Below are 21,770 nucleotides of genomic sequence, written 5' to 3' on the forward strand. Positions count from 1 at the left end.
TGCGAAGAGGGAGGGGGTGCTCATGTGTTCAGAACGCTCCCGTTCAGGAGGAGCCGAGTTCGTCGTCGAGCAGGTCGAATAGCTCATCGTCGGTCGCGGATTCGAGGTCGTGGTCGTCGGTGTCGCCGTCCGCGGTCGCTTCCTGGGCGTCGTTCCACTTCGCCAGGAGCGCCTGGAGGCGCATGGTGATCCTGGAGCGGGTGACGCTGTCGTCGGCGGCCACCGCCAGGGCGGCTTCCAGGCGGTCGAGTTCGCCGAACACCGACGGGCCGCCGCCGTCCCCGTGCGGGAGTTCCGCGCGCAGATGGTCGGTCAGGGCGTCGGGGGTCGGATAGTCGAAGATCAGCGTGGCGGGCAGCCGGAGTCCGGTGGCCGCGCCGAGCCGGTTGCGGAGTTCGACGGCGGTGAGCGAGTCGAAGCCCAGCTCCTTGAAGGCCGCGCCCGGTTCGATCGCCGCCGCGCTGCCGTAGCCGAGCACGGTGGCCACCTGGCCGCAGACCAGGTTGAGCAGGAAGCGGTCCCGTTCGGCCGCGGACATGCCCGCGAGCCGCTCGGCGAGGCCCGCCGCCTCGTCCGCCCCGCCGCCGCCGGCCGCGGCCCGCCGTACGGGGGTACGGATCAGCCCGCGCAGCAGCGGGGCGACCCCGGCCGTGGACTGGGCGCGCAGGGCGGCGATGTCCAGGGCGGCGGGGATCAGCACCGCGTGTCCGGCGAGCCCGGACACGTCGAACAGGGCCAGGCCCTCGGCGTTGCTCAGCGCGCCCATGCTGCCGCGGCTCATCCGCTGCCGGTCGGCGTCGGCGAGGGTCGCGGCCATGCCGCCGTCGTCCTCCCACAGGCCGAAGGCCAGGGAGGTGGCGGGCAGGCCCTGGGCGCGGCGGTGCTGGGCGAGGGCGTCCAGGAAGGTGTTGGCCGCCGCGTAGTTGCCCTGCCCCGGGTTGCCGAAGACACCGGCCGCCGAGGAGAACAGGACGAACGCGGAGAGGTCGCTGTCGCCGGTCAGCTCGTGGAGGTTCCACGCCGCGTCCACCTTGGGCCGCAGCACCCGCTCGACGCGCTCCGGGGTGAGGGATTCGATGATCCCGTCGTCCAGGACGCCCGCCGCGTGGATCACGGCGGTGAGGGGGTGGTCGGCGGGGATGTCCGCCAGGAGGGCGGCGAGCGCGTCCCGGTCGGCCGCGTCGCACGCCGCCCAGGTGACCTCGGCGCCCAACCCGCCCAGCTCGGCGGCCAGTTCGGCGGCGCCCGCCGCCGCCGCGCCACGGCGGCTGGTCAGCAGCAGGTGGCGGGCGCCGCGCTCGGTCACCAGATGGCGGGCGAGCTGCCCGCCCAGGGTGCCGGACGCGCCGGTGATCAGCACGGTGCCCGTCGGGTCGAGACCGGGCACGGCCGCCTCGTCCAGGGCCGCCACCCGCGCGAGGCGCGGTGCGTGGAGGGTCCCGGCGCGGACGGCGAGCTGCGGCTCGTCCGTGCGCAAGCCTGCCACCAGGGCGGGGAGCCAGCCGGTGGCGGCGCCGTCTCCTTGAACGTCGAGGTCTCCATGGACATCGACCAGAACAAACCGGCCCGGGTGCTCGGCCTGTGCCGAGCGCACCAGACCCCAGGCGGCGGCGTGGGTCAGGTCGTCCACACCCTCGGCCCCTTCGGCCGCTGCCGCCCCTTCGGCCCCGGTGTCGTCGCCCGTGGTCACGGCCACCGCGCCACGGGTGAGGAGGACCAGCCGGGAGTCGGCGAACCGCTCGTCCGCGATCCACTCCTGCACCAGCGCCAGCGTCCGCCGTACGACGGTGTGCGCGGCGCCCGCGGTGTCCCCGGGCGTGCCCAGGTCGGGCAGGCACGGCACGAGGACCACGTCGGGCGCGATCCCCTCGGCCTCCACCGCCTCGGCGAGCGCGGAGAGCCCCGCGTAGGTCTCGGCCTCGATACCGGTGTCCGCGTCCGTCAGCGCGGCCGTGATCTTCAGATCGCCACCGGTGCCGTCCAGAACGGCCCACAGGGCGGTGTCCTCCGGCCGCTGCGGCTCGGCGGATGCGGGCAGCGCGGCCCAGTCGAGCCGGAACAGCGCCTCGTGGTGTGCGGTACGGGCGGCCGCGAACTGCTCGGCGTCCAGCGGCCGCAGCGCCAGCGAACCGACCGACACCACCGGGGCACCGGCCTCGTCGGTGATCTCCAGCGCCACCGCGCCCTGCCCGGCCGGGGAGACCCGCACCCGCAGCGCGGTCGCGCCGACCGCGTGCAGCCGTACGGCGTCCCACGAGAACGGCAGCCGGGCCCGGCCCGCCTCCTCGGCCGGGAAGAACCCGCCGAGCGCCACCGTGTGCAGCGCGGCGTCCAGCAGCGCCGGGTGCAGCCCGTACGAACGGGCCTCGCCCTGCCGGTCCTCGTCGAGCGCCACCTCGGCGAACACCTCGTCCCCGCGCCGCCAGGCGGCCCGCAGCCCCTGGAACACCGGCCCGTAGGCGAGGCCGAGCGCGGCGAAGCCGTCGTACAGCCCGTCCACGTCGAGCGGTTCGAGATCGGTGGCCGTGGCGGCGGCCGGGGGCCATTCCACCGTGCCGGTGGTGACGGCGGAGGAGGAACCGGCGAGCGTGAGCACACCGGAGGCGTGCCGGATCCACGGCTCGTCGGCGGCGTCCTCCAGCCGCGAGTAGACGGTCAGCGCGCGCCGCCCGTCGGGGCCGTCGGGCTCGTCCACGGCGACCCGCAGTTGCACCCCGCCGCGCTCCGGAAGGATCAGCGGCGCTTCGAGGGTCAGCTCGTCCAGCAGATCGCAGCCGACCTGGTCACCGGCGCGCACCGCCAGCTCGACCAGGGCCGTACCGGGCAGCATCACGGTGTCCATGACGGCGTGGTCGGCCAGCCAGGGGTGCGTACGGAGCGAGAGCCGGCCCGTGAAGAGGAAGCCCTCGGAGTCGGGCAGATCCACCGCCGCGCCCAGCAGCGGGTGATCGGCCGAGCCGAGACCGGCCGAGACCACGTCGCCCACGGCTCCGGCGGGAGCCTCCAGCCAGTAGCGCTCGCGCTGGAAGGGGTACGTCGGCAGCTCGGTGCGCCGGGCGCCGGTCCCCGCGAAGAACGCCGCCCAGTCGACTGCCACACCCCGCACATGGGCGCGGGCGATGGCGGCCGTCAGGGTCTCGGCCTCGGGGCGGTCCTTGCGCAGCGCTGCGGCGAATCCGGCGGCCTCGGCGTCGGTGACGCACTCCTGGGCCATGGCGGTGAGGACACCGTCGGGGCCGAGTTCGAGGTAGGTGGTGACGCCCTGGGCTTCGAGGGTGCGGACACCGTCGAGGAAGCGGACGGCCTCGCGGACGTGGCGCACCCAGAAGTCGGCCGTCGTGATCTCCTCGGCGGAGACGACCGCGCCGGTGAGGTTGGAGACGATCGGGATCCGCGGGGCCTCGTACGACAGACCCTCGGCCACCTCACGGAACGCCTCCAGCATCCCGTCCATGCGCGGGGAGTGGAACGCGTGGCTGACGGTGAGGCGCTTGGTCTTACGGCCCCGCTCCTCGAAGGCCGCCGCGATCTCCAGCGCCGCGTCCTCGTCGCCCGCGACCACGACCGAGGTCGGGCCGTTGAGCGCGGCGATGCTCACGCGCTCGGTGAGCAGCGGCAGCACCTCGTCCTCGGACGCCTGGACGGCGATCATCGCGCCACCGGCCGGAAGCGCCTGCATCAGACGGCCACGGGCGACCACCAGCTTGGCCGCGTCGGCGAGCGAGAGCACACCCGCCACGTGGGCGGCGGCCAGCTCACCGATCGAGTGGCCGGAGAGGAAGTCCGCCTTCAGCCCCCAGGTCGCCACCAGCCGGAACAGCGCCACCTCGATCGCGAACAGCGCGGGCTGGGTGAACCCGGTCCGGTCCAGCTCCTCGGCGTCCTCGCCGAACAGCACCGTCTTCAGCGGCTGTTCGAGATGCGCGTCCAGCTCATCGCAGACCGCGTCGAACGCCTGCGCGAACGCCGGGTAGGCGTCGTACAGCTCACGGCCCATGCCGAGCCGCTGGCTGCCCTGCCCCGTGAACAGGAACGCCACCTTGCCGTCCGCCACCGCGCCTTCGGTGAGCCCGGCCGCCGACTCGCCATGTGCCAGCGCCTCCAGACCCGAGACCAGCCCGGCCCTGTCCCCGCCGACGACCACGGCACGGTGGTCGAGCGCGGCGCGCGTGGTCGCGAGTGAGTACGCCAGGTCGGTCGGCGACAGCTCCGGCCGCCCCTCGACGTCGGCGAGCAGCCGCCCGGCCTGGGCGCGCAGCGCGTCGGTGTTCTTGCCGGAGAGCACCCACGGCAGAACGGACGGCTGAGCGACCGGGGCGGTGGGAGCCTCCACCGGTTCGGGCTCAGGGGCCTGCTCGATGATGGTGTGCGCGTTGGTGCCGCTGAAGCCGAACGAGGAGACCGCCGCCCGCCGGGGACGACCCGACTCCGGCCACTCCACCGACTCCTGCAACAACGACACCGCGCCCGCCGACCAGTCGATATGCGGCGACGGCTCCTGAGCGTGCAGCGTCCGCGGCAACACACCATGCCGCATCGCCATCACAATCTTGATGATCCCCGCAACACCGGCAGCAGCCTGCGTATGACCCATGTTCGACTTGATCGAACCGAGCAGCAACGGCCGCTCCGCATCCCGCTCCTGGCCATACGTCGCCATCAGCGCCTGCGCCTCGATCGGGTCACCAAGGCTGGTGCCCGTACCGTGCGCCTCCACCGCGTCCACATCACCAGTCGACAGCCCTGCGTTCGCCAACGCCTGACGAATAACGCGCTGCTGGGACGGACCGTTGGGCGCCGTCAGACCATTGGACGCACCGTCCTGGTTGATCGCCGAGCCCCGCACCACGGCGAGCACCGGATGCCCGTTCTTCCGCGCATCCGACAGCCGCTCCACCAGCAGCATGCCCGCACCCTCGGACCACCCCGTGCCATCCGCGTCAGCGGAGAACGCCTTGCAACGCCCATCCCCCGCAAGCCCACGCTGACGACTGAACTCCACAAACGGCGCCGGAGTCGCCATCACCGTCACACCACCGGCCAACGCCAGCGAACACTCACCGTTCCGCAGCGCCTGAACCGCCAGATGCAACGCCACCAACGACGACGAACACGCCGTATCCACCGTAATCGTCGGCCCCTCAAGACCGAACGTGTACGCCAACCGCCCCGAAATCACACTCCCCGCGTTGCCCGTACCGACGAAGCCCTCCACGCCCTCGGGAAGCGCGGGCAGCGAGGAGGCGTAGTCGTGGTACATCACACCGGCGAAGACACCGGTACGGCTGCCGCGCAGCGCGCCCGGATCGATCCCGGCCCGCTCGAACGCCTCCCACGACGTCTCCAGCAGCAACCGCTGCTGCGGATCCATCGCCAGCGCCTCACGCGGCGAGATCCCGAAGAAGCTCGGGTCGAAGTGGCCCGCCCGGTCGACGAAGCCGCCCTCGCGGGAGTACGAGGTGCCCGGGTGGTCAGGGTCCGGGTGGTAGAGCCCATCCAGATCCCAGCCACGGTCTGTGGGGAACTCGGAGATCGCATCGCGGCCCTCCATGACCAGCCGCCACAGATCCTCCGGAGTCTCCACCCCACCCGGATAACGACAGCCCAACCCCACGATCGCGATCGGCTCATCATCAGCCGCCGCCACCACAACAGGCCCGGACACGGCAGCAGCCGCACCCACCACCTCAGCGCGCAGGAACTCCGCCAACACCATCGGCGTCGGGTAGTCGAAGACCAGCGTCGCGGGCAGCCGCAGCTCACTCACACCGCTCAGCGCATTCCGCAGCTCCACCGCCGTCAGCGAGTCAAAGCCCAGCTCACGGAAGGAGCGATGCGGTTCGACGGTGTCCAGCGAGTCATGGCCGAGTACGGCGGCGACCTGCGTACGGACCAGCTCCAGCAGGGCGTCGAGCTGCTCGGCCTCGCTGAGACCGGCGAGCCGCCGCGCCAGCGCACCCGACGCCGCCGCGCCCTCCGCCGCACGCCGCGCCGGAACCCGCACCAGCCCCCGCAGCAGCGGCGCGACCACACCGGCCGACGCCGCCTCGGCGCGCAGCACGGCCAGGTCCAGCCGGACGGGCACGAGCAGCGCCTCGTCCGTGCGGTACGCGGCGTCGAACAGCTCCATGCCCTCGGTGGCGGTCAACGCGACCACGCCGCCCCGGCTCATCCGGGACACATCGGCCTCGTCCAACTCCCCGGTCATCCCGCTGGAGTCCGCCCACAGACCCCAGGCCAGCGAGGAACCGGCCAGGCCGAGCGCCCGACGGTGCTGGGCCAGCGCGTCCAGGAAGGCGTTGGCGGCGGCGTAGTTGCCCTGCCCCGCATTGCCGAAGACACCGGCGGCGGACGAGAACAGCACGAACGCCGACAGGTCGAGATCGCGGGTCAGCTCATGCAGATTCCACGCCGCATCCACCTTCGGACGCAACACCCGCGCCAACCGCTCCGGCGTCAGCGAACCGATCACACCGTCGTCCAGCACACCGGCCGTGTGAACGACCGCTGTGAGCGGATGGTCGGCGGGGACGTCGGCGAGGGTCGCGGCGAGCGCGTCCCGGTCCGCCACATCACACGCCGCCCAACGCACGCTCGCGCCCAACTCGACCAATTCGGCGCCGAGTTCGGCCGCACCCGGCGCCTGGTCACCACGACGGCTCACCAGCAGCAGATGCCGTACACCACGCTCCACCACCAGGTGGCGGGCCAGCAGACCGCCCAGTGTGCCGCTCGCACCCGTGACCAGCACCGTGCCCTCGGCATCGACATCGAGCGGCCGCTCGGCGTCCACGGAGGCCCGCGCCAGACGCGGCGCCCGCAGCGCCCCGTCCCGTACGGCCACCTGCGGTTCACCGGACCCCAGCGCACCCGCGACCGCCGACAGCGAACCGGCCGCACCATCGACATCGACCAGCACGAACCGGCCCGGGTTCTCCGACTGCGCCGAGCGCAGCAGACCCCATACCGCGGCACCCACCAGGTCCGCCACCGGCTCGGCGGCCTCGGTGGCCACCGCGCCCGAGGTCAGCACGGTCAGCCGCGCATCCGCGAACCGCTCATCGGCCAGCCAGGTCTGGATCAGCTCCAGCGCCCTGGCCGTGGCCCGGTGCACTGCGGCCGGACCGCCGTCCCCGTCGGACGAGAAGTCGACCAGCACCTCATCGGCCACTGCCGCGCCAGACTCGATCGCCGCGCCCAGCGCCGCCAGATCCGGGTACGCGGCCACGTCCGAGCCGGAGAGGCCACGCTCCAGCGCCTCGGAGCCGAGCACCACCCAGCCGCTGCCGATCCCGGCATCCGTCTCGGCCGCGAACTCGGTCCACTCCAAGCGGAAGAGGGAGTCCTGACGACCGCCCCGGGCCCCGCTGATCTGCTCGGCCGACACCGGCCGCAGCACCAGCGAATCCACCGACAGCACGGCACGCCCGGCACCATCGGCCACCGCGAGCGACACCGCGTCCGCACCAGCCGACGACAACCGCACCCGCAGCACCGAAGCACCCACCGCGTGCAGCGACACACCAGCCCACGCGAACGGCAGCCGCGCCCCGTCCTCGCCCTCGATCAGACCGCCAAGACCGACCGCGTGCAGCGCCGAGTCCAACAGCGCCGGATGCAGACCGAACAGCCCCGCGTCGGACTGTCCGTCCTCCGGCAGCTCCAGCTCGGCGTAGACCTCGCCATCGAGCCGCCACGCGGACGTCAGCCCCTGGAACACCGGGCCGTAGCCGAGCCCCAGACCCGCCATGCCCTCGTAGAGACCGTCGAGCTCGACCGGCGTCGCACCGGCCGGCGGCCATGCGCTCAGGTCGAACGACGGCGTCGGGGCGCCCTCCACGAGCGCACCGGAGGCATGGCGCAGCCACGGCTCATCGGCGGGCGCGTCCTCGGACCGCGAGTACACCTCGAACGCCCGGCGGCCGGAGTCGTCCGGCGCACCGACCGAAAGCTGAAGCTGAACACCTCCCACCTCGGGAAGCACCAGCGGCGCCGCCAGCGTCAACTCCTCGACCTGATCACAGCCGACCTGGTCACCGGCACGAACCGCCAGCTCGACAAAGGCCGTGCCGGGCAGCAGCACCGAACCCATCACGGCGTGGTCGAGCAGCCACGGATGCGTCTGCGCCGAGATCCGCCCGGTCAGCAGCAGCCCATCGCCGCCCGCGAGCGGTACGACGGCGCCCACGAGCGGGTGGTCGGCGTCGGCGAGTCCGAGCCCCGCCGTGCCGCCGACGCCGTACGCCGACGCCTGGGGCCAGTACCGGCGGCGCTGGAAGGCGTACGTCGGCAGGTCGGTCAGCTCGACCCGAGCCGCGCCCGTACCGGCGAAGACCGCCTCCCAGTCCACCGCGACACCACGGACATGCGCCCGGGCGATGGCGGCGTGGACGGCCCGCGCCTCGGGCCGACCGGCCCGCAGCGCTGCGGCGAATCCGGCGGCCTCGGCGTCGGTGACGCACTCCTGGGCCATGGCGGTGAGGACACCGTCGGGGCCGAGTTCGAGGTAGGTGGTGACGCCCTGGGCCTCGAGGGTGCGAACACCGTCGAGGAAGCGGACGGCCTCGCGGACGTGGCGCACCCAGAAGTCGGCCGTCGTGATCTCCTCGGCGGAGACGACCGCGCCGGTGAGGTTGGAGACGATCGGGATCCGCGGGGCCTCGTACGACAGCCCCTCGGCCACCTCCCGGAACGCCTCCAGCATCCCGTCCATGCGCGGGGAGTGGAACGCGTGGCTGACGGTGAGGCGCTTGGTCTTACGGCCCCGCTCCTCGAAGTCCGCCGCGATCCGCTCGGCCGCGTCCTCGTCGCCCGCGATGACCACGGAGGTGGGCCCGTTGAGGGCGGCGATGCTGACCCGCTCGGTGAGCAGCGGCAGCACCTCGTCCTCGGCCGCCTGGACGGCGATCATCGCGCCACCGGCAGGCAGCTCCTGCATCAGACGGCCACGGGCGGCCACCAACTTCGCCGCGTCGGCGAGGGAGAGCACACCCGCCACGTGGGCGGCGGCCAGCTCACCGATCGAGTGGCCGGAGAGGAAGTCCGCCTTCAGCCCCCAGGTCGCCACCAGCCGGAACAGCGCCACCTCGATCGCGAACAGCGCGGGCTGGGTGAACCCGGTCCGGTCCAGCTCCTCCGCGTCGTTCCCGAACATCACCGTCTTCAGCGGCCGTTCGAGATACGCGTCCAGCTCATCGCAGACCGCGTCCAGCGCCTGCGCGAACGCCGGGTAGGCGTCGTACAGCTCACGGCCCACGCCGAGCCGCTGGCTGCCCTGCCCCGTGAACAGGAACGCCACCTTGCCGACAGCGGCGCCCGAGCCCTGGATCACCTCCGCACCGGACTCGCCGTGCGCCAGGGCGTCCAGACCGCGCAGGAAACCCTCGCGGTCCTCGGCCACCAGCACCGCGCGGTGGTCCAGGGCGGCGCGCGTGGTCGCGAGCGAGTAGCCGAGGTCGGCCGGTGCGATCTCCGGCCGCCCGTCCAGGTAGGAACGGAGCCGCATGGCCTGCGCACGCAGCGCGTCGGCGGTCTTCGCCGACAGCGGCCACGACGTCACACCGGGGACCGTGGCCACCTCACGCGGGGCCTCGTCCTCGATGGCCGGGGCCTGCTCGATGATGGTGTGCGCGTTGGTACCGCTGAAGCCGAACGACGAGACCGCCGCCCGCCGGGGACGACCCGACTCCGGCCACTCCACCGACTCCTGCAACAACGAAACAGCGCCCGCCGACCAGTCGATATGCGGCGACGGCTCCTGAGCGTGCAGCGTCCGCGGCAACACACCATGCCGCATCGCCATCACAATCTTGATGATCCCCGCAACACCGGCAGCAGCCTGCGTATGACCCATGTTCGACTTGATCGAACCGAGCAGCAACGGCCGCTCCGCATCCCGCTCCTGGCCATACGTCGCCATCAGCGCCTGCGCCTCGATCGGGTCACCAAGGCTGGTGCCCGTACCGTGCGCCTCCACCGCGTCCACATCACCAGTCGACAGCCCTGCGTTCGCCAACGCCTGACGAATAACGCGCTGCTGGGACGGACCGTTGGGCGCCGTCAGACCATTGGACGCACCGTCCTGGTTGATCGCCGAGCCCCGCACCACGGCGAGCACCGGATGCCCGTTCTTCCGCGCATCCGACAGCCGCTCCACCAGCAGCATGCCCGCACCCTCGGACCACCCCGTGCCATCCGCGTCAGCGGAGAACGCCTTGCAACGCCCATCCCCCGCAAGCCCACGCTGACGACTGAACTCCACAAACGGCGCCGGAGTCGCCATCACCGTCACACCACCGGCCAACGCCAGCGAACACTCACCGTTCCGCAGCGCCTGAACCGCCAGATGCAACGCCACCAACGACGACGAACACGCCGTATCCACCGTAATCGTCGGCCCCTCAAGACCGAACGTGTACGCCAACCGCCCCGAAATCACACTCCCCGCGTTGCCCGTACCGACGAAGCCCTCCACGCCCTCGGGAAGCGCGGGCAGCGAGGAGGCGTAGTCGTGGTACATCACACCGGCGAAGACACCGGTACGGCTGCCGCGCAGCGCGCCCGGATCGATCCCGGCCCGCTCGAACGCCTCCCACGACGTCTCCAGCAGCAACCGCTGCTGCGGATCCATCGCCAGCGCCTCACGCGGCGAGATCCCGAAGAAGCTCGGGTCGAAGTGGCCCGCCCGGTCGACGAAGCCGCCCTCGCGGGCGTAGCTCGTGCCGCTGTGGTCCGGGTCCGCGTGGTAGAGCGCCCCGAGGTCCCAGCCACGGTCGGTCGGGAATTCCGAGATCGCGTCGCGGCCCTCCATGACCAGCCGCCACAGATCCTCCGGAGTCTCCACCCCACCCGGATAACGGCAGCCCAATCCCACGATCGCGATCGGCTCATCATCCGCGGCAGCCACCACAACAGGCCCGGACACAGCGGCAGCCGCACCCACCACCTCAGCGCGCAGGAACTCCGCCAACACCATCGGCGTCGGGTAGTCGAAGACCAGCGTCGCGGGCAGCCGCAGCTCACTCACACCGCCCAGCGCATTCCGCAGCTCCACCGCCGTCAGCGAGTCAAAGCCCAGCTCACGGAAGGAGCGGTCGGGGTCAACCGTCTCCGGACCGGCGTATCCGAGCACCGTCGCGACGTTCGTACGGACCAGGTCCAGCAGCACATCGAGCTGCTCGGCCGCGTCCAGCCCGGCCAGCCGCCGCGCCAGCGCGCCCGAGGCTGCCGCACCCTCCGCCGCGCGCCGCGCCGGAACCCGCACCAGCCCACGGAACAGCGGCGCCGGCGCACCGCCGGCCGCCTGCGCCCGGAGCGCGGCCATGTCCAGCGACATCGGCACAAGCAGCGCCTCACCAAGGCGGCCCGCGATGTCGAACAGCTCCATGCCCTCGGTGGCGGACAGCGCGACCACGCCGCCCCGGCTCATCCGGGACACATCCGCGTCGTCCAACTCACCCGTCATTCCGCTGGAGTCGGCCCACAGACCCCAGGCCAGCGAGGAACCGGCCAGGCCGTGCGCCCGACGGTGCTGGGCCAGCGCGTCCAGATAGGCGTTGGCGGCGGCGTAGTTGCCCTGCCCCGCGTTACCGAAGACACCGGCGGCGGACGAGAACAGCACAAACGCCGACAGGTCGAGATCGCCGGTCAGCTCATGCAGATTCCACGCCGCATCCACCTTCGGACGCAACACCCGCGCCAACCGCTCCGGCGTCAGCGAGCCGACCACACAGTCGTCCAGCACACCGGCCGTATGCACCACGGCCGTCAGCGGATGCTCCGCCGGAATCGCCGCGAGCACCTCGGCCAACGCGCCACGGTCGGCGACATCACACGCCGCCCAGCGCACCTCGGCGCCCAACTCGGCCAGTTCCGCACCGAGTTCGGCCGCACCCGGCGCCTCGCCACCACGGCGGCTCACCAGCAGCAGACGCCGTACGCCACGCTCGGCCACCAGGTGGCGGGCGAACAGAGCACCCAGCGTGCCGCTCGCACCGGTCACCAGGACCGTGCCCTCGGCATCGACATCGACATCGAGCGGCCGCTCGGCGTCCACGGCGGCCCGCGCCAGACGCGGCGCCCGCAGTACCCCGTCCCGTACCGCCACCTGCGGTTCGCCCGACGCCAGCGCGTCCGGCACCGCCCGCACCGAATCGGCCGCGCCATCGACGTCGACCAGGACGAACCGGCCCGGGTTCTCCGACTCGGCCGAGCGCACCAGGCCCCAGACGGCGGCATGGGTCAGATCGGCCACCGGCTCGTCCGCACCAGCCGCCACGGCACCCGAAGTCAACAGGACCAGACGCGAGTTCGTGAAACGGTCGTCCGCCAGCCACTGTTGCAGCAGGCTCAGCGCCTGGGCCGTGGCGCGGTGCACCGCATCGACGGGCCAGGAGCATTCCCCTATCCCGCCCCTCCCCGCAACCTGGGGCAAGCCCCAGGACCCCGGACGCCCTTCGGGCGTGTCCTCAAACGCCGGACGGGCTTGAATTGCCGCACCCGAGCCAGCATGCGAAGCCGCGCCAGCGGCGGGCTCCGCCCCAGCACCCCGGTCCTCAAACGCCGGACGGGCTTGAAGAGCGACCACCACCTCATCCGGCAACACCGCGCCGGAGTCGACCGCCGTGGCCAGCGCGTCCAGGTCGGCATAGGTGTCGAACCGCCGGCCGGTCGACGCCAGGTCGAGCGCGTCGGACCCCAGCAGCGCCCAGCGTCCCACCGGACCCTGAGGAGACACCTCGGACCAATCAAGCCGGAACAGCGACTCCTGACGGCCACCCCGCGCGCCCTGGATCTGCTCCACGGACACCGGCCGCAGCACCAGCGAACCCACCGACAACACAGCCCGCCCGGCACCATCAGCCACCGCCAGCGACACCGCATCCGCACCAGCCGACGACAACCGCACCCGCAACACCGAAGCACCCACCGCGTGCAACGACACACCAGCCCACGCAAACGGCAGCCGGGCACCCTCACCCTCGACCAGACCACCAAGACCCACCGCATGCAGCGCCGAATCCAACAGCGCCGGATGCAGACCGAACGCACCCGCCTCGGCCCGCGCCTCCTCCGGCAGCTCCAGCTCGGCGAAGACCTCGTCACCGACCCGCCACGCGGACGTCAGCCCCTGGAACACCGGGCCGTAGGCGAGCCCCAGACCCGCCATGCCCTCATACAGACCATCGAGCGCAACCGGCGTCGCACCCGCCGGAGGCCACACCCCCAGGTCGAACGACGGCTCCGAAGCGCCCTCCACCAGCACACCGGACGCATGGCGCAGCCACGGCTCATCGGCGGGCGCGTCCTCGGACCGCGAGTACACCTCGAACCCACGACGACCGGAGCCATCCGGCGCACCGACCGAAAGCTGAAACTGAACACCTCCCACCTCGGGAAGCACCAGCGGCGCCGCCAGCGTCAACTCCTCGACCTGATCGCAACCGACCTGGTCACCGGCGCGGATCGCCAGCTCCACAAAAGCCGTACCCGGCAGCAGCACCGAACCCATCACGGCGTGGTCCGCCAGCCACGGGTGCGTGTCGAGGCCCAGTCGGCCCGTGAGCAGCAGCCCTTCGCCACCGGCCAGCGGCACGGCCGCCCCGACCAGCGGATGGTCGACGGTGGCCAGCCCCAGCCCGGCCGTACCGCCCAGGGCAGCGGCCGGGAGCTCGGGCCAGTAGCGCGCGTGCTGGAAGGGGTACGTCGGCAGCTCGACCCGAGCCGCGCCCGTACCGGTGAAGACGGCGTCCCAGTCGACCGCCACACCACGGACCTGGGCCCGGGCGACGGCGGTGGTCAGCGTCTTGGCCTCGGGGCGGTCCTTGCGCAGCGCGGCGGCGAACGCGGCGTCCTCGCCGGTCACACACTGCTGGGCCATGGCGGTGAGCACACCGTCCGGGCCCAGCTCGACGAACGTGGAGACGCCCTGCGCCTCAAGGGTCTGCACACCATCCAGGAAGCGGACGGCCTCGCGCACGTGGCGCACCCAGAAGTCGGCCGTCGTGATCTCCTCGGCGGCCACCACGCCACCGGTCAGATTCGACACGATCGGGATACGCGGAGCCTCGTACGACAGCCCCTCCGCAACCTCGCGGAACGCGTCCAACATGCCGTCCATGCGCGGAGAGTGGAACGCATGGCTGACCGTCAGCCGCTTGGTCTTCCGACCCTGCGCCTCGAACGACGCCGCGATCGCGACGGCCTCGTCCTCATCACCCGCGATGACGACCGAAGTGGGCCCGTTCAGCGCGGCGATGCTGACCCGCTCGGTCAGCAGCGGCAGCACCTCGTCCTCGGACGCCTGCACCGCGATCATCGCGCCACCCGCCGGAAGCGCCTGCATCAGACGGCCACGCGCCGCCACCAACCGGCACGCATTCGCCAGCGACAACACACCCGCCACATGCGCGGCGGCCAACTCACCGATCGAATGCCCGGAGAGGAAGTCGGGCCGCAGCCCCCACGCCTCCACCAGCCGGAACAACGCCACCTCGACCGCGAACAACGCGGGCTGAGTGAACCCCGTCTGGTCAAGCGCCGCGGCATCGTCCCCGAACAGCACATCCTTCAAAGGCCGTTCCAGATGCGCGTCCAGCTCCGCACACACCGCATCAAGCGCATCCGCGAACACCGGATAGGCGTCATACAACTCACGCCCCATCCCCAGCCGCTGACTCCCCTGCCCCGTGAACAGGAACGCCACCTTGCCACCGGCCACCGAGCCCTGAACGAGCGCCGCAGAGCGACGTCCCTCGGCCAGCGCCCCCAGAGCCTTCAGCAGCCCATCCCGGTTCTCGGCCACCACCACCGCACGGTGGTCGAAGGCCGAGCGGCCCGTCGCCAGCGAGTACGCCACGTCCTCCGGACGCAGCTCGGGCCGGGCCTCCACATGCGCCAATAGCCGCTCGGCCTGGTCCCGCAGCGCAGCCGCACTCCGCCCGGACAGCACCCACGGCACCACGGCGGGCGGGACGGCGGGAGCCGCGGGAGTCTCCGCCGCCGCCACCTCCGGCGCCTGCTCGATGATGGTGTGCACATTGGTGCCGCTGATGCCGAACGACGACACACCCGCGCGGCGCGGGCGGCCGGTCTCCGGCCATTCCACCTGATCCGTCAGCAGCGCGACCGCACCCGCCGACCAGTCCACATGCGGTGACGGCTCGTCCGCGTGCAGGGTCTTCGGAAGCACCCCGTGCCGCATGGCGAGGATCATCTTCATCACACCCGCGACACCGGCGGCGGCCTGGGTGTGGCCCATGTTCGACTTGATGGAGCCGAGCAGCAACGGCCGCTCCGCGTCCCGCTCCTGGCCGTACGTGGCCAGCAGCGCCTGCGCCTCGATCGGGTCGCCCAGCGTCGTGCCCGTGCCGTGCGCCTCGACCGCGTCCACGTCGCCGACCGACAGCCCGGCGGCGGCCAGCGCCTGCCGGATGACACGCTGCTGGGACGGACCGTTGGGCGCCGTCAGACCGTTGGACGCACCGTCCTGGTTCACCGCGCTGCCGCGCACCACGGCCAGCACCGGGTGGCCGTTCTTCCGCGCGTCCGACAGCCGCTCGACCAGCAGCATGCCCGCGCCCTCGGCCCAGCCCGTGCCGTCCGCGTCCGCCGAGAACGCCTTGCAGCGGCCATCGGCCGACAGGCCGCCCTGGCGGCTGAAGCCGACGAACGTACCGGGCGTCGCCATCACCGTGACACCACCGGCCAGCGCCATCGTGCACTCGCCCGAGCGCAGCGCCTGCATCGCCCAGTGCAGCGCCACCAGCGACGACGAGCACGCCGTGTCGACGGTGACGGCCGGGCCCTCCAGGCCGAGGGCGTAGGCGACGCGGCCGGAGGCGATGGAGCCCGTGCTGCCGGAGCCGATCGCGCCCTCGCCACCGCCGTCCGGGGCCTGCTCCACCAGCGTGGCGTAGTCGTGGTACATCACGCCCGCGAACACACCGGTACGGCTGCCGCGCAGCGTGGCCGGGTCGATGCCCGCGCGCTCGAACGCCTCCCACGACGTCTCCAGCAGCAGCCGCTGCTGCGGGTCCGTCGCCAGCGCCTCGCGCGGTGAGATCCCGAAGAAGGTGGGGTCGAAGTCGGCGGCGTCGTGGAGGAAACCGCCCTCGCGGGTGTACGAGGTGCCGGGGTGCTCCGGGTCCGGGTGGTAGAGCGCGTCCAGGTCCCAGCCACGGTCGACGGGGAAGCCGGAGATCGCGTCCTGGCCGGCGGACAGCAGCCGCCACAGGTCCTCGGGGGTGCGCACCCCGCCCGGGAAGCGGCAGCTCATGCCGACGATGGCGATCGGCTCGTCGTCGATCGCGCCCACGGCCTGGACGGGCAGGCCCGACTGGGCTCCGGTGCCCGCCAGTTCGTCCCGGAGGTGTTCGGCCAGGACGAGGGAGGTGGGGTAGTCGAAGACCAGGGTGGCGGGGAGCCGCATCCCGGTGACCGCGTTCAGGCGGTTGCGCAGTTCGACGGCGGTCAGCGAGTCGAAGCCCAGGTCGCGGAAGGCGCGGTCGGGGTCGACGGAGTCGGCGGTGCCATAGCCCAGGACGGCGGCGACCTGGGTGCGGACCAGCTCCAGCAGCGTTTCGAGCTGCTCGGTGTCGTTCAGGCGGGCCAGCCGCTGCGCCAGGGCGCCCGTTCCGGCGGAGCCCTCGGCCGTACGCCGCGCCGGGACCCGCACCAGCCCGGACATCAGCGGGGCCACCACACCGGTGGACGCCGCCTCGGCCCGTGCCGCCGCCAGGTCGAGACGCACCGGGACGAGCAGGGCCTCGCCCGCCCGTCCGGCCGCGTCGAACAGCTCCTTGCCCTCGTCGGTGGCCAGCGCGGCGACGCCGCCCCGGCTCATCCGGGACACATCGGCCTGGTCCAGCTCACCGGCCATACCACCGGATTCGGCGGCCCACAGGCCCCAGGCCAGGGACGTTCCGGGCAGGCCGAGCGCCGTACGGTGCTGGGCGAGCGCGTCCAGGTAGGCGTTGGCGGCGGCGTAGTTGCCCTGTCCGGCGGCGCCGAAGACACCGGCGGCGGACGAGAAGAGCACGAACGCGGACAGGTCGAGGTCGCGGGTCAGCTCATGCAGGTTCCAGGCCGCGTCCACCTTCGGGCGCAGCACCTTCTCCAGCCGCTCCGGCGTCAGCGAACCGATCACACCGTCATCGAGCACACCGGCCGTGTGCACCACGGCCGTCAGTGGATGATCGGCGGGGAGCGCGGCCAGAGTTTCGGCCAACGCGCCACGGTCGGCGACATCGCACGCCGCCCAGCGCACTTCGGCGCCCAACTCGATCAGTTCCGCACCGAGTTCGGCCGCGCCCGGCGCCTCGTCGCCGCGGCGGCTCACCAGCAGCAGGTGCCGTACGCCACGCTCCGCCACCAGGTGGCGGGCGAACAGAGCGCCCAGCGTGCCACTCGCACCGGTCACCAGCACCGTGCCATCGACGTCGAACTCCGGCGCGTCGTCCCCGGAACCCGAACTCGCGGCGGCGGCCCGCGCCAGACGCGGCGCCCGCAGTACCCCGTCCCGTACCGCCACCTGCGGTTCGCCCGACGCCAGCGCGTCCGGCACCGCCCGCACCGAATCGGCCGCGCCATCGACGTCGACCAGGACGAACCGGCCCGGGTTCTCCGACTCGGCCGAGCGCACCAGGCCCCAGACGGCGGCATGGGTCAGATCGGCCACCGGCTCGTCCGCACCAGCCGCCACGGCACCCGAAGTCAACAGGACCAGACGCGAGTTCGTGAAACGGTCGTCCGCCAGCCACTGTTGCAGCAGGCTCAGCGCCTGGGCCGTGGCGCGGTGCACCGCATCGACGGGCCAGGAGCATTCCCCAGTCCCGCCCCTCCCCGCAACCTGGGGCAAGCCCCAGGACCCCGGACGCCCTTCGGGCGTGTCCTCAAACGCCGGACGGGCTTGAAGAGCGACCACCACCTCATCCGGCAACGCCGCGCCGGAGTCGACCGCCGTGGCCAGCGCGTCCAGGTCGGCATAGGTGTCGAACCGCCGGCCGGTCGACGCCAGGTCGAGCGCGTCGGACCCCAGCAGCGCCCAGCGTCCCACCGGACCCTGAGGAGACACCTCGGACCAATCAAGCCGGAACAGCGACTCCTGACGGCCACCCCGCGCGCCCTGGATCTGCTCCACGGACACCGGCCGCAGCACCAGCGAACCCACCGACAACACAGCCCGCCCGGCGCCATCCGCCACCGCCAGCGACACCGCGTCCGCACCGGCCGACGACAGGCGCACCCGCAGCACCGACGCACCCACCGCATGCAACGACACACCAGACCACGCGAACGGCAGCCGCGCCCCGTCCGCACCCTCGATCAGACCACCAAGACCCACCGCATGCAGCGCCGAATCCAACAGCGCCGGATGCAGACCGAACGCACCCGCCTCGGCCCGCGCCTCCTCCGGCAGCTCCAGCTCCGCGTAGACCTCATCGCCCAGCCGCCACGCGGACGTCAGCCCCTGGAACACCGGGCCGTAGGCGAGCCCCGCCTCGGCCAGACCCTCGTACAGACCATCGACCGGCAGCTCCGACGCGCCGACCGGAGGCCACGCCGCCAGGTCGAACGACGCCGCGGGCGCGCCCGAGCCCAGCACACCCGACGCATGCCGCAGCCACGGCTCGTCGACGGCCGCGTCCTCGTGCCGCGAGTACACCGTCAGCGCGCGCCGCCCCGAAGCGTCGGGCGCACCCACCGACAGTTGGAGCTGGACGCCGCCCACCTCGGGAAGCACCAGCGGCGCCGCCAGCGTCAACTCCTCCAGCAGATCGCAACCGACCTGGTCGCCGGCGCGGATCGCCAGCTCCACGAAGGCCGTGCCGGGCAGCAGCACCGAGCCCGCCACCGCGTGATCGGCCAGCCACGGATGGGTGTCCAGGGCGAGCCGGCCGGTGTAGAGGAAACCGTCGGAGTCGGCGAGCGCCACCGCGGCACCCAGCAGCGGGTGGTCGGCCGCGCCGAGCCCGGCGGACACCATGTCGCCCGCCCAGTAGCCGGTGTCGAGCCAGTAGGTGTCGCGCTGGAAGGGGTAGAGCGGAAGGTCCGTACGGGCCGTGCCCGTCCCGGCGAACACCGCGGCCCAGTCGGGGGAAACACCGTGGACATGGGCCCCGGCGACGGCGGCGGCCAGGCTCTGGAGCTCCGGGCGGCCGGAGCGCAGCGCGCACACAAGGGTGGCGTCGTCGCGGGTCAGGCAGTCCTGGGCCATGGCGGTGAGCACACCGTCCGGGCCCAGTTCCACGAACTTCGTGACGTTGCGCTCCTCCAGCGTCCGTACGCCGTCGAGGAAGCGGACGGTCTCGCGCACGTGGCGCACCCAGAAGTCGGCCGTCGTGATCTCCTCGGCGGACACCACGCCACCAGTCAGATTCGACACGATCGGAATCTTCGGAGCCTCGTACGTCAGCCCCTGCGCAACCTGCCGGAACGCATTCAGCATCCCGTCCATGCGAGGCGAGTGAAACGCGTGGCTGACCGTGAGCCGCTTGGTCTTACGACCCTGCGCCTCGAACGACGCGGCAATCTCGAGCGCCGCATCCTCGTCACCCGCGATGACCACCGACGTCGGGCCGTTGAGCGCGGCAATGCTGACCCGCTCGGTGAGCAGCGGCAGCACCTCGTCCTCCGACGCCTGCACCGCGACCATCGCGCCACCGGCCGGAAGCGCCTGCATCAAACGCCCACGCGCCGCCACCAACCGGCACGCATCCGCCAGCGACAACACACCCGCCACATGCGCGGCGGCCAACTCACCAATCGAATGCCCCGAGAGGAAGTCGGGCCGCAGCCCCCACGCCTCCACCAGCCGGAACAACGCCACCTCGACCGCGAACAACGCGGGCTGAGTGAACCCCGTCTGGTCAAGCGCCGCGGCATCGTCCCCGAACAGCACATCCTTCAAAGGCCGTTCCAGATGCGCGTCCAGCTCCGCACACACCGCATCAAGCGCATCCGCGAACACCGGATAGGCGTCATACAACTCACGCCCCATCCCCAGCCGCTGACTCCCCTGCCCCGTGAACAGGAACGCCACCTTGCCACCGGCGACCTTCCCCTCGACCAGCCCGGTCGCGGGCTCCTCGCGGGAGAGTGCGTCGAGGGCGCGTATCAGGCCCTCGCGGTCGTCGGCGACGATCGCCGCCCGGTGGTCGAAGGCGGCCCGGCCGATGGCCAGCGAGAAGCCGACGTCGGTGAGGCGCAGTTCGGGGTGGGCTTCGAGGTGGGCGCGCAGGTTCGCGGCCTGGGCGCGCAGCGCGGGGCGGCTCTTGGCCGCCACGGTCCACAGCGGCAGCGCGGCGGCGGCGCGGGCCTCGGCCGGGGCGCCGTCGTCGGCCGTCTTCGCGGTCTGCGGCTCCTCGGCGTCCGGCTCGGGCGCCTGCTCCAGGATGGTGTGCGCGTTGGTGCCGCTGATGCCGAACGAGGACACCGCGGCCCGGCGCGGCTGGTCGGTGTCGGGCCAGGCGCGCCCCTCGGTGAGCAGCGAGACGGCCCCGGCCGACCAGTCGACATTGGGGGTGGGCTGGTCGACGTGCAGGGTCCGCGGAAGCGTCCCGTGGCGCATCGCCATGACCATCTTGATGATGCCCGCGACACCGGCGGCGGCCTGGGTGTGGCCGATGTTGGACTTGATGGAGCCCAGCCACAGCGGCTGGTCCTCGGTGTGGTTGCGCCCGTACGTGGCGAGCAGGGCCTGCGCCTCGATGGGGTCGCCCAGGGTCGTGCCCGTGCCGTGGGCCTCGACCACGTCGATCTGCCCGGCGGAGAGCCGGGCGGAGGCCAGGGCCTGGCGGATGACGCGCTGCTGCGAGGGGCCGTTCGGGGCGGTCAGCCCGCTGCTGGCGCCGTCCTGGTTGATGGCGCTGCCGCGGACGAGGGCGAGCACCTGGTGGCCGTTGGCGCGGGCGTCGGAGAGCCGCTCCAGCAGCAGCATGCCCGCGCCCTCGCCCCAGCCGGTGCCGTCCGCCGCGGCCGCGAACGACTTGCAGCGGCCATCCGCCGCGAGGCCGCGCTGGCGGCTGAATTCGGTGAAGGTGCCGGGGGTGGACATCACCGTGACACCGCCGGCCAGGGCCAGCGAGCACTCCCGGCGACGCAGCGCCTGGGCGGCGAAGTGCAGGGCGACCAGGGAGGAGGAGCAGGCCGTGTCGATGGTGACGGCCGGCCCCTCCAGGCCGAAGGTGTAGGCGACGCGGCCCGACGCGATGGAGCCGGAGCTGCCGTTGCCCAGGAAGCCCTCGACATCCTCGGGCGCGGAGAACAGCCGGGAGGCGTAGTCGTGGTACATCACGCCCGCGAACACACCGGTCTGGCTGCCCTGGAGCGAGGTCGGGTCGATGCCCGCGCGCTCGAACGCCTCCCAGGAGGTCTCCAGCAGCAGCCGCTGCTGCGGGTCCATGGCGAGGGCCTCGCGCGGCGAGATGCCGAAGAACGCCGGGTCGAAGTCGGCCGCGTCGTGCAGAAAGCCGCCCTCGTGGACGTACGGCTCCTGGCCGCTGTCCGGGTCCGGCTCGAAGAGGACGTCGGTGGCCCAGCCGCGGTTGGTGGGGTACGGCGTGGCCGCGTCACCGCCGCGGGCGACGAGCTCCCACAGCTCCTCGGGGGTGCTGACCCCGCCGGGGTAGCGGCAGCTCATCGCCACGATGGCGATCGGCTCCTGCTCACGCTCCTCGACCTCGCGCAGCCGCCGCCGCGCCTCGCGCAGGTCGGTGGTGGCCCGCTTGAGGTAGTCGAGGTACTTCTCTTCGTTCGCCGTCGCCATTACG

General features: G+C 72.5%; 1 protein-coding gene. It reads right to left on the reverse strand.

Translation table 11 applies throughout. From position 1 onward, the window contains the following. Nucleotides 1-43 precede the first annotated feature (43 nt). Entirely contained in the window at nt 44-21,766 is a 21,723-nt protein-coding gene (locus tag ACK1X7_RS18325) for a type I polyketide synthase (RefSeq protein ID WP_413115357.1), read from the reverse strand. Nucleotides 21,767-21,770 lie beyond the last annotated feature (4 nt).

Origin of the sequence: Streptomyces sp. CY-1 (assembly GCF_047218265.1) — a bacterium.
GTDB classification, from domain to species: domain Bacteria; phylum Actinomycetota; class Actinomycetes; order Streptomycetales; family Streptomycetaceae; genus Streptomyces; species Streptomyces niphimycinicus.

What these genes read in the sequence shown, in the direction of transcription:
- ACK1X7_RS18325 (WP_413115357.1), bottom strand. Translation starts at nt 21,766, where the DNA reads ATGGCGACGGCGAACGAAGAGAAGTACCTCGACTACCTCAAGCGGGCC.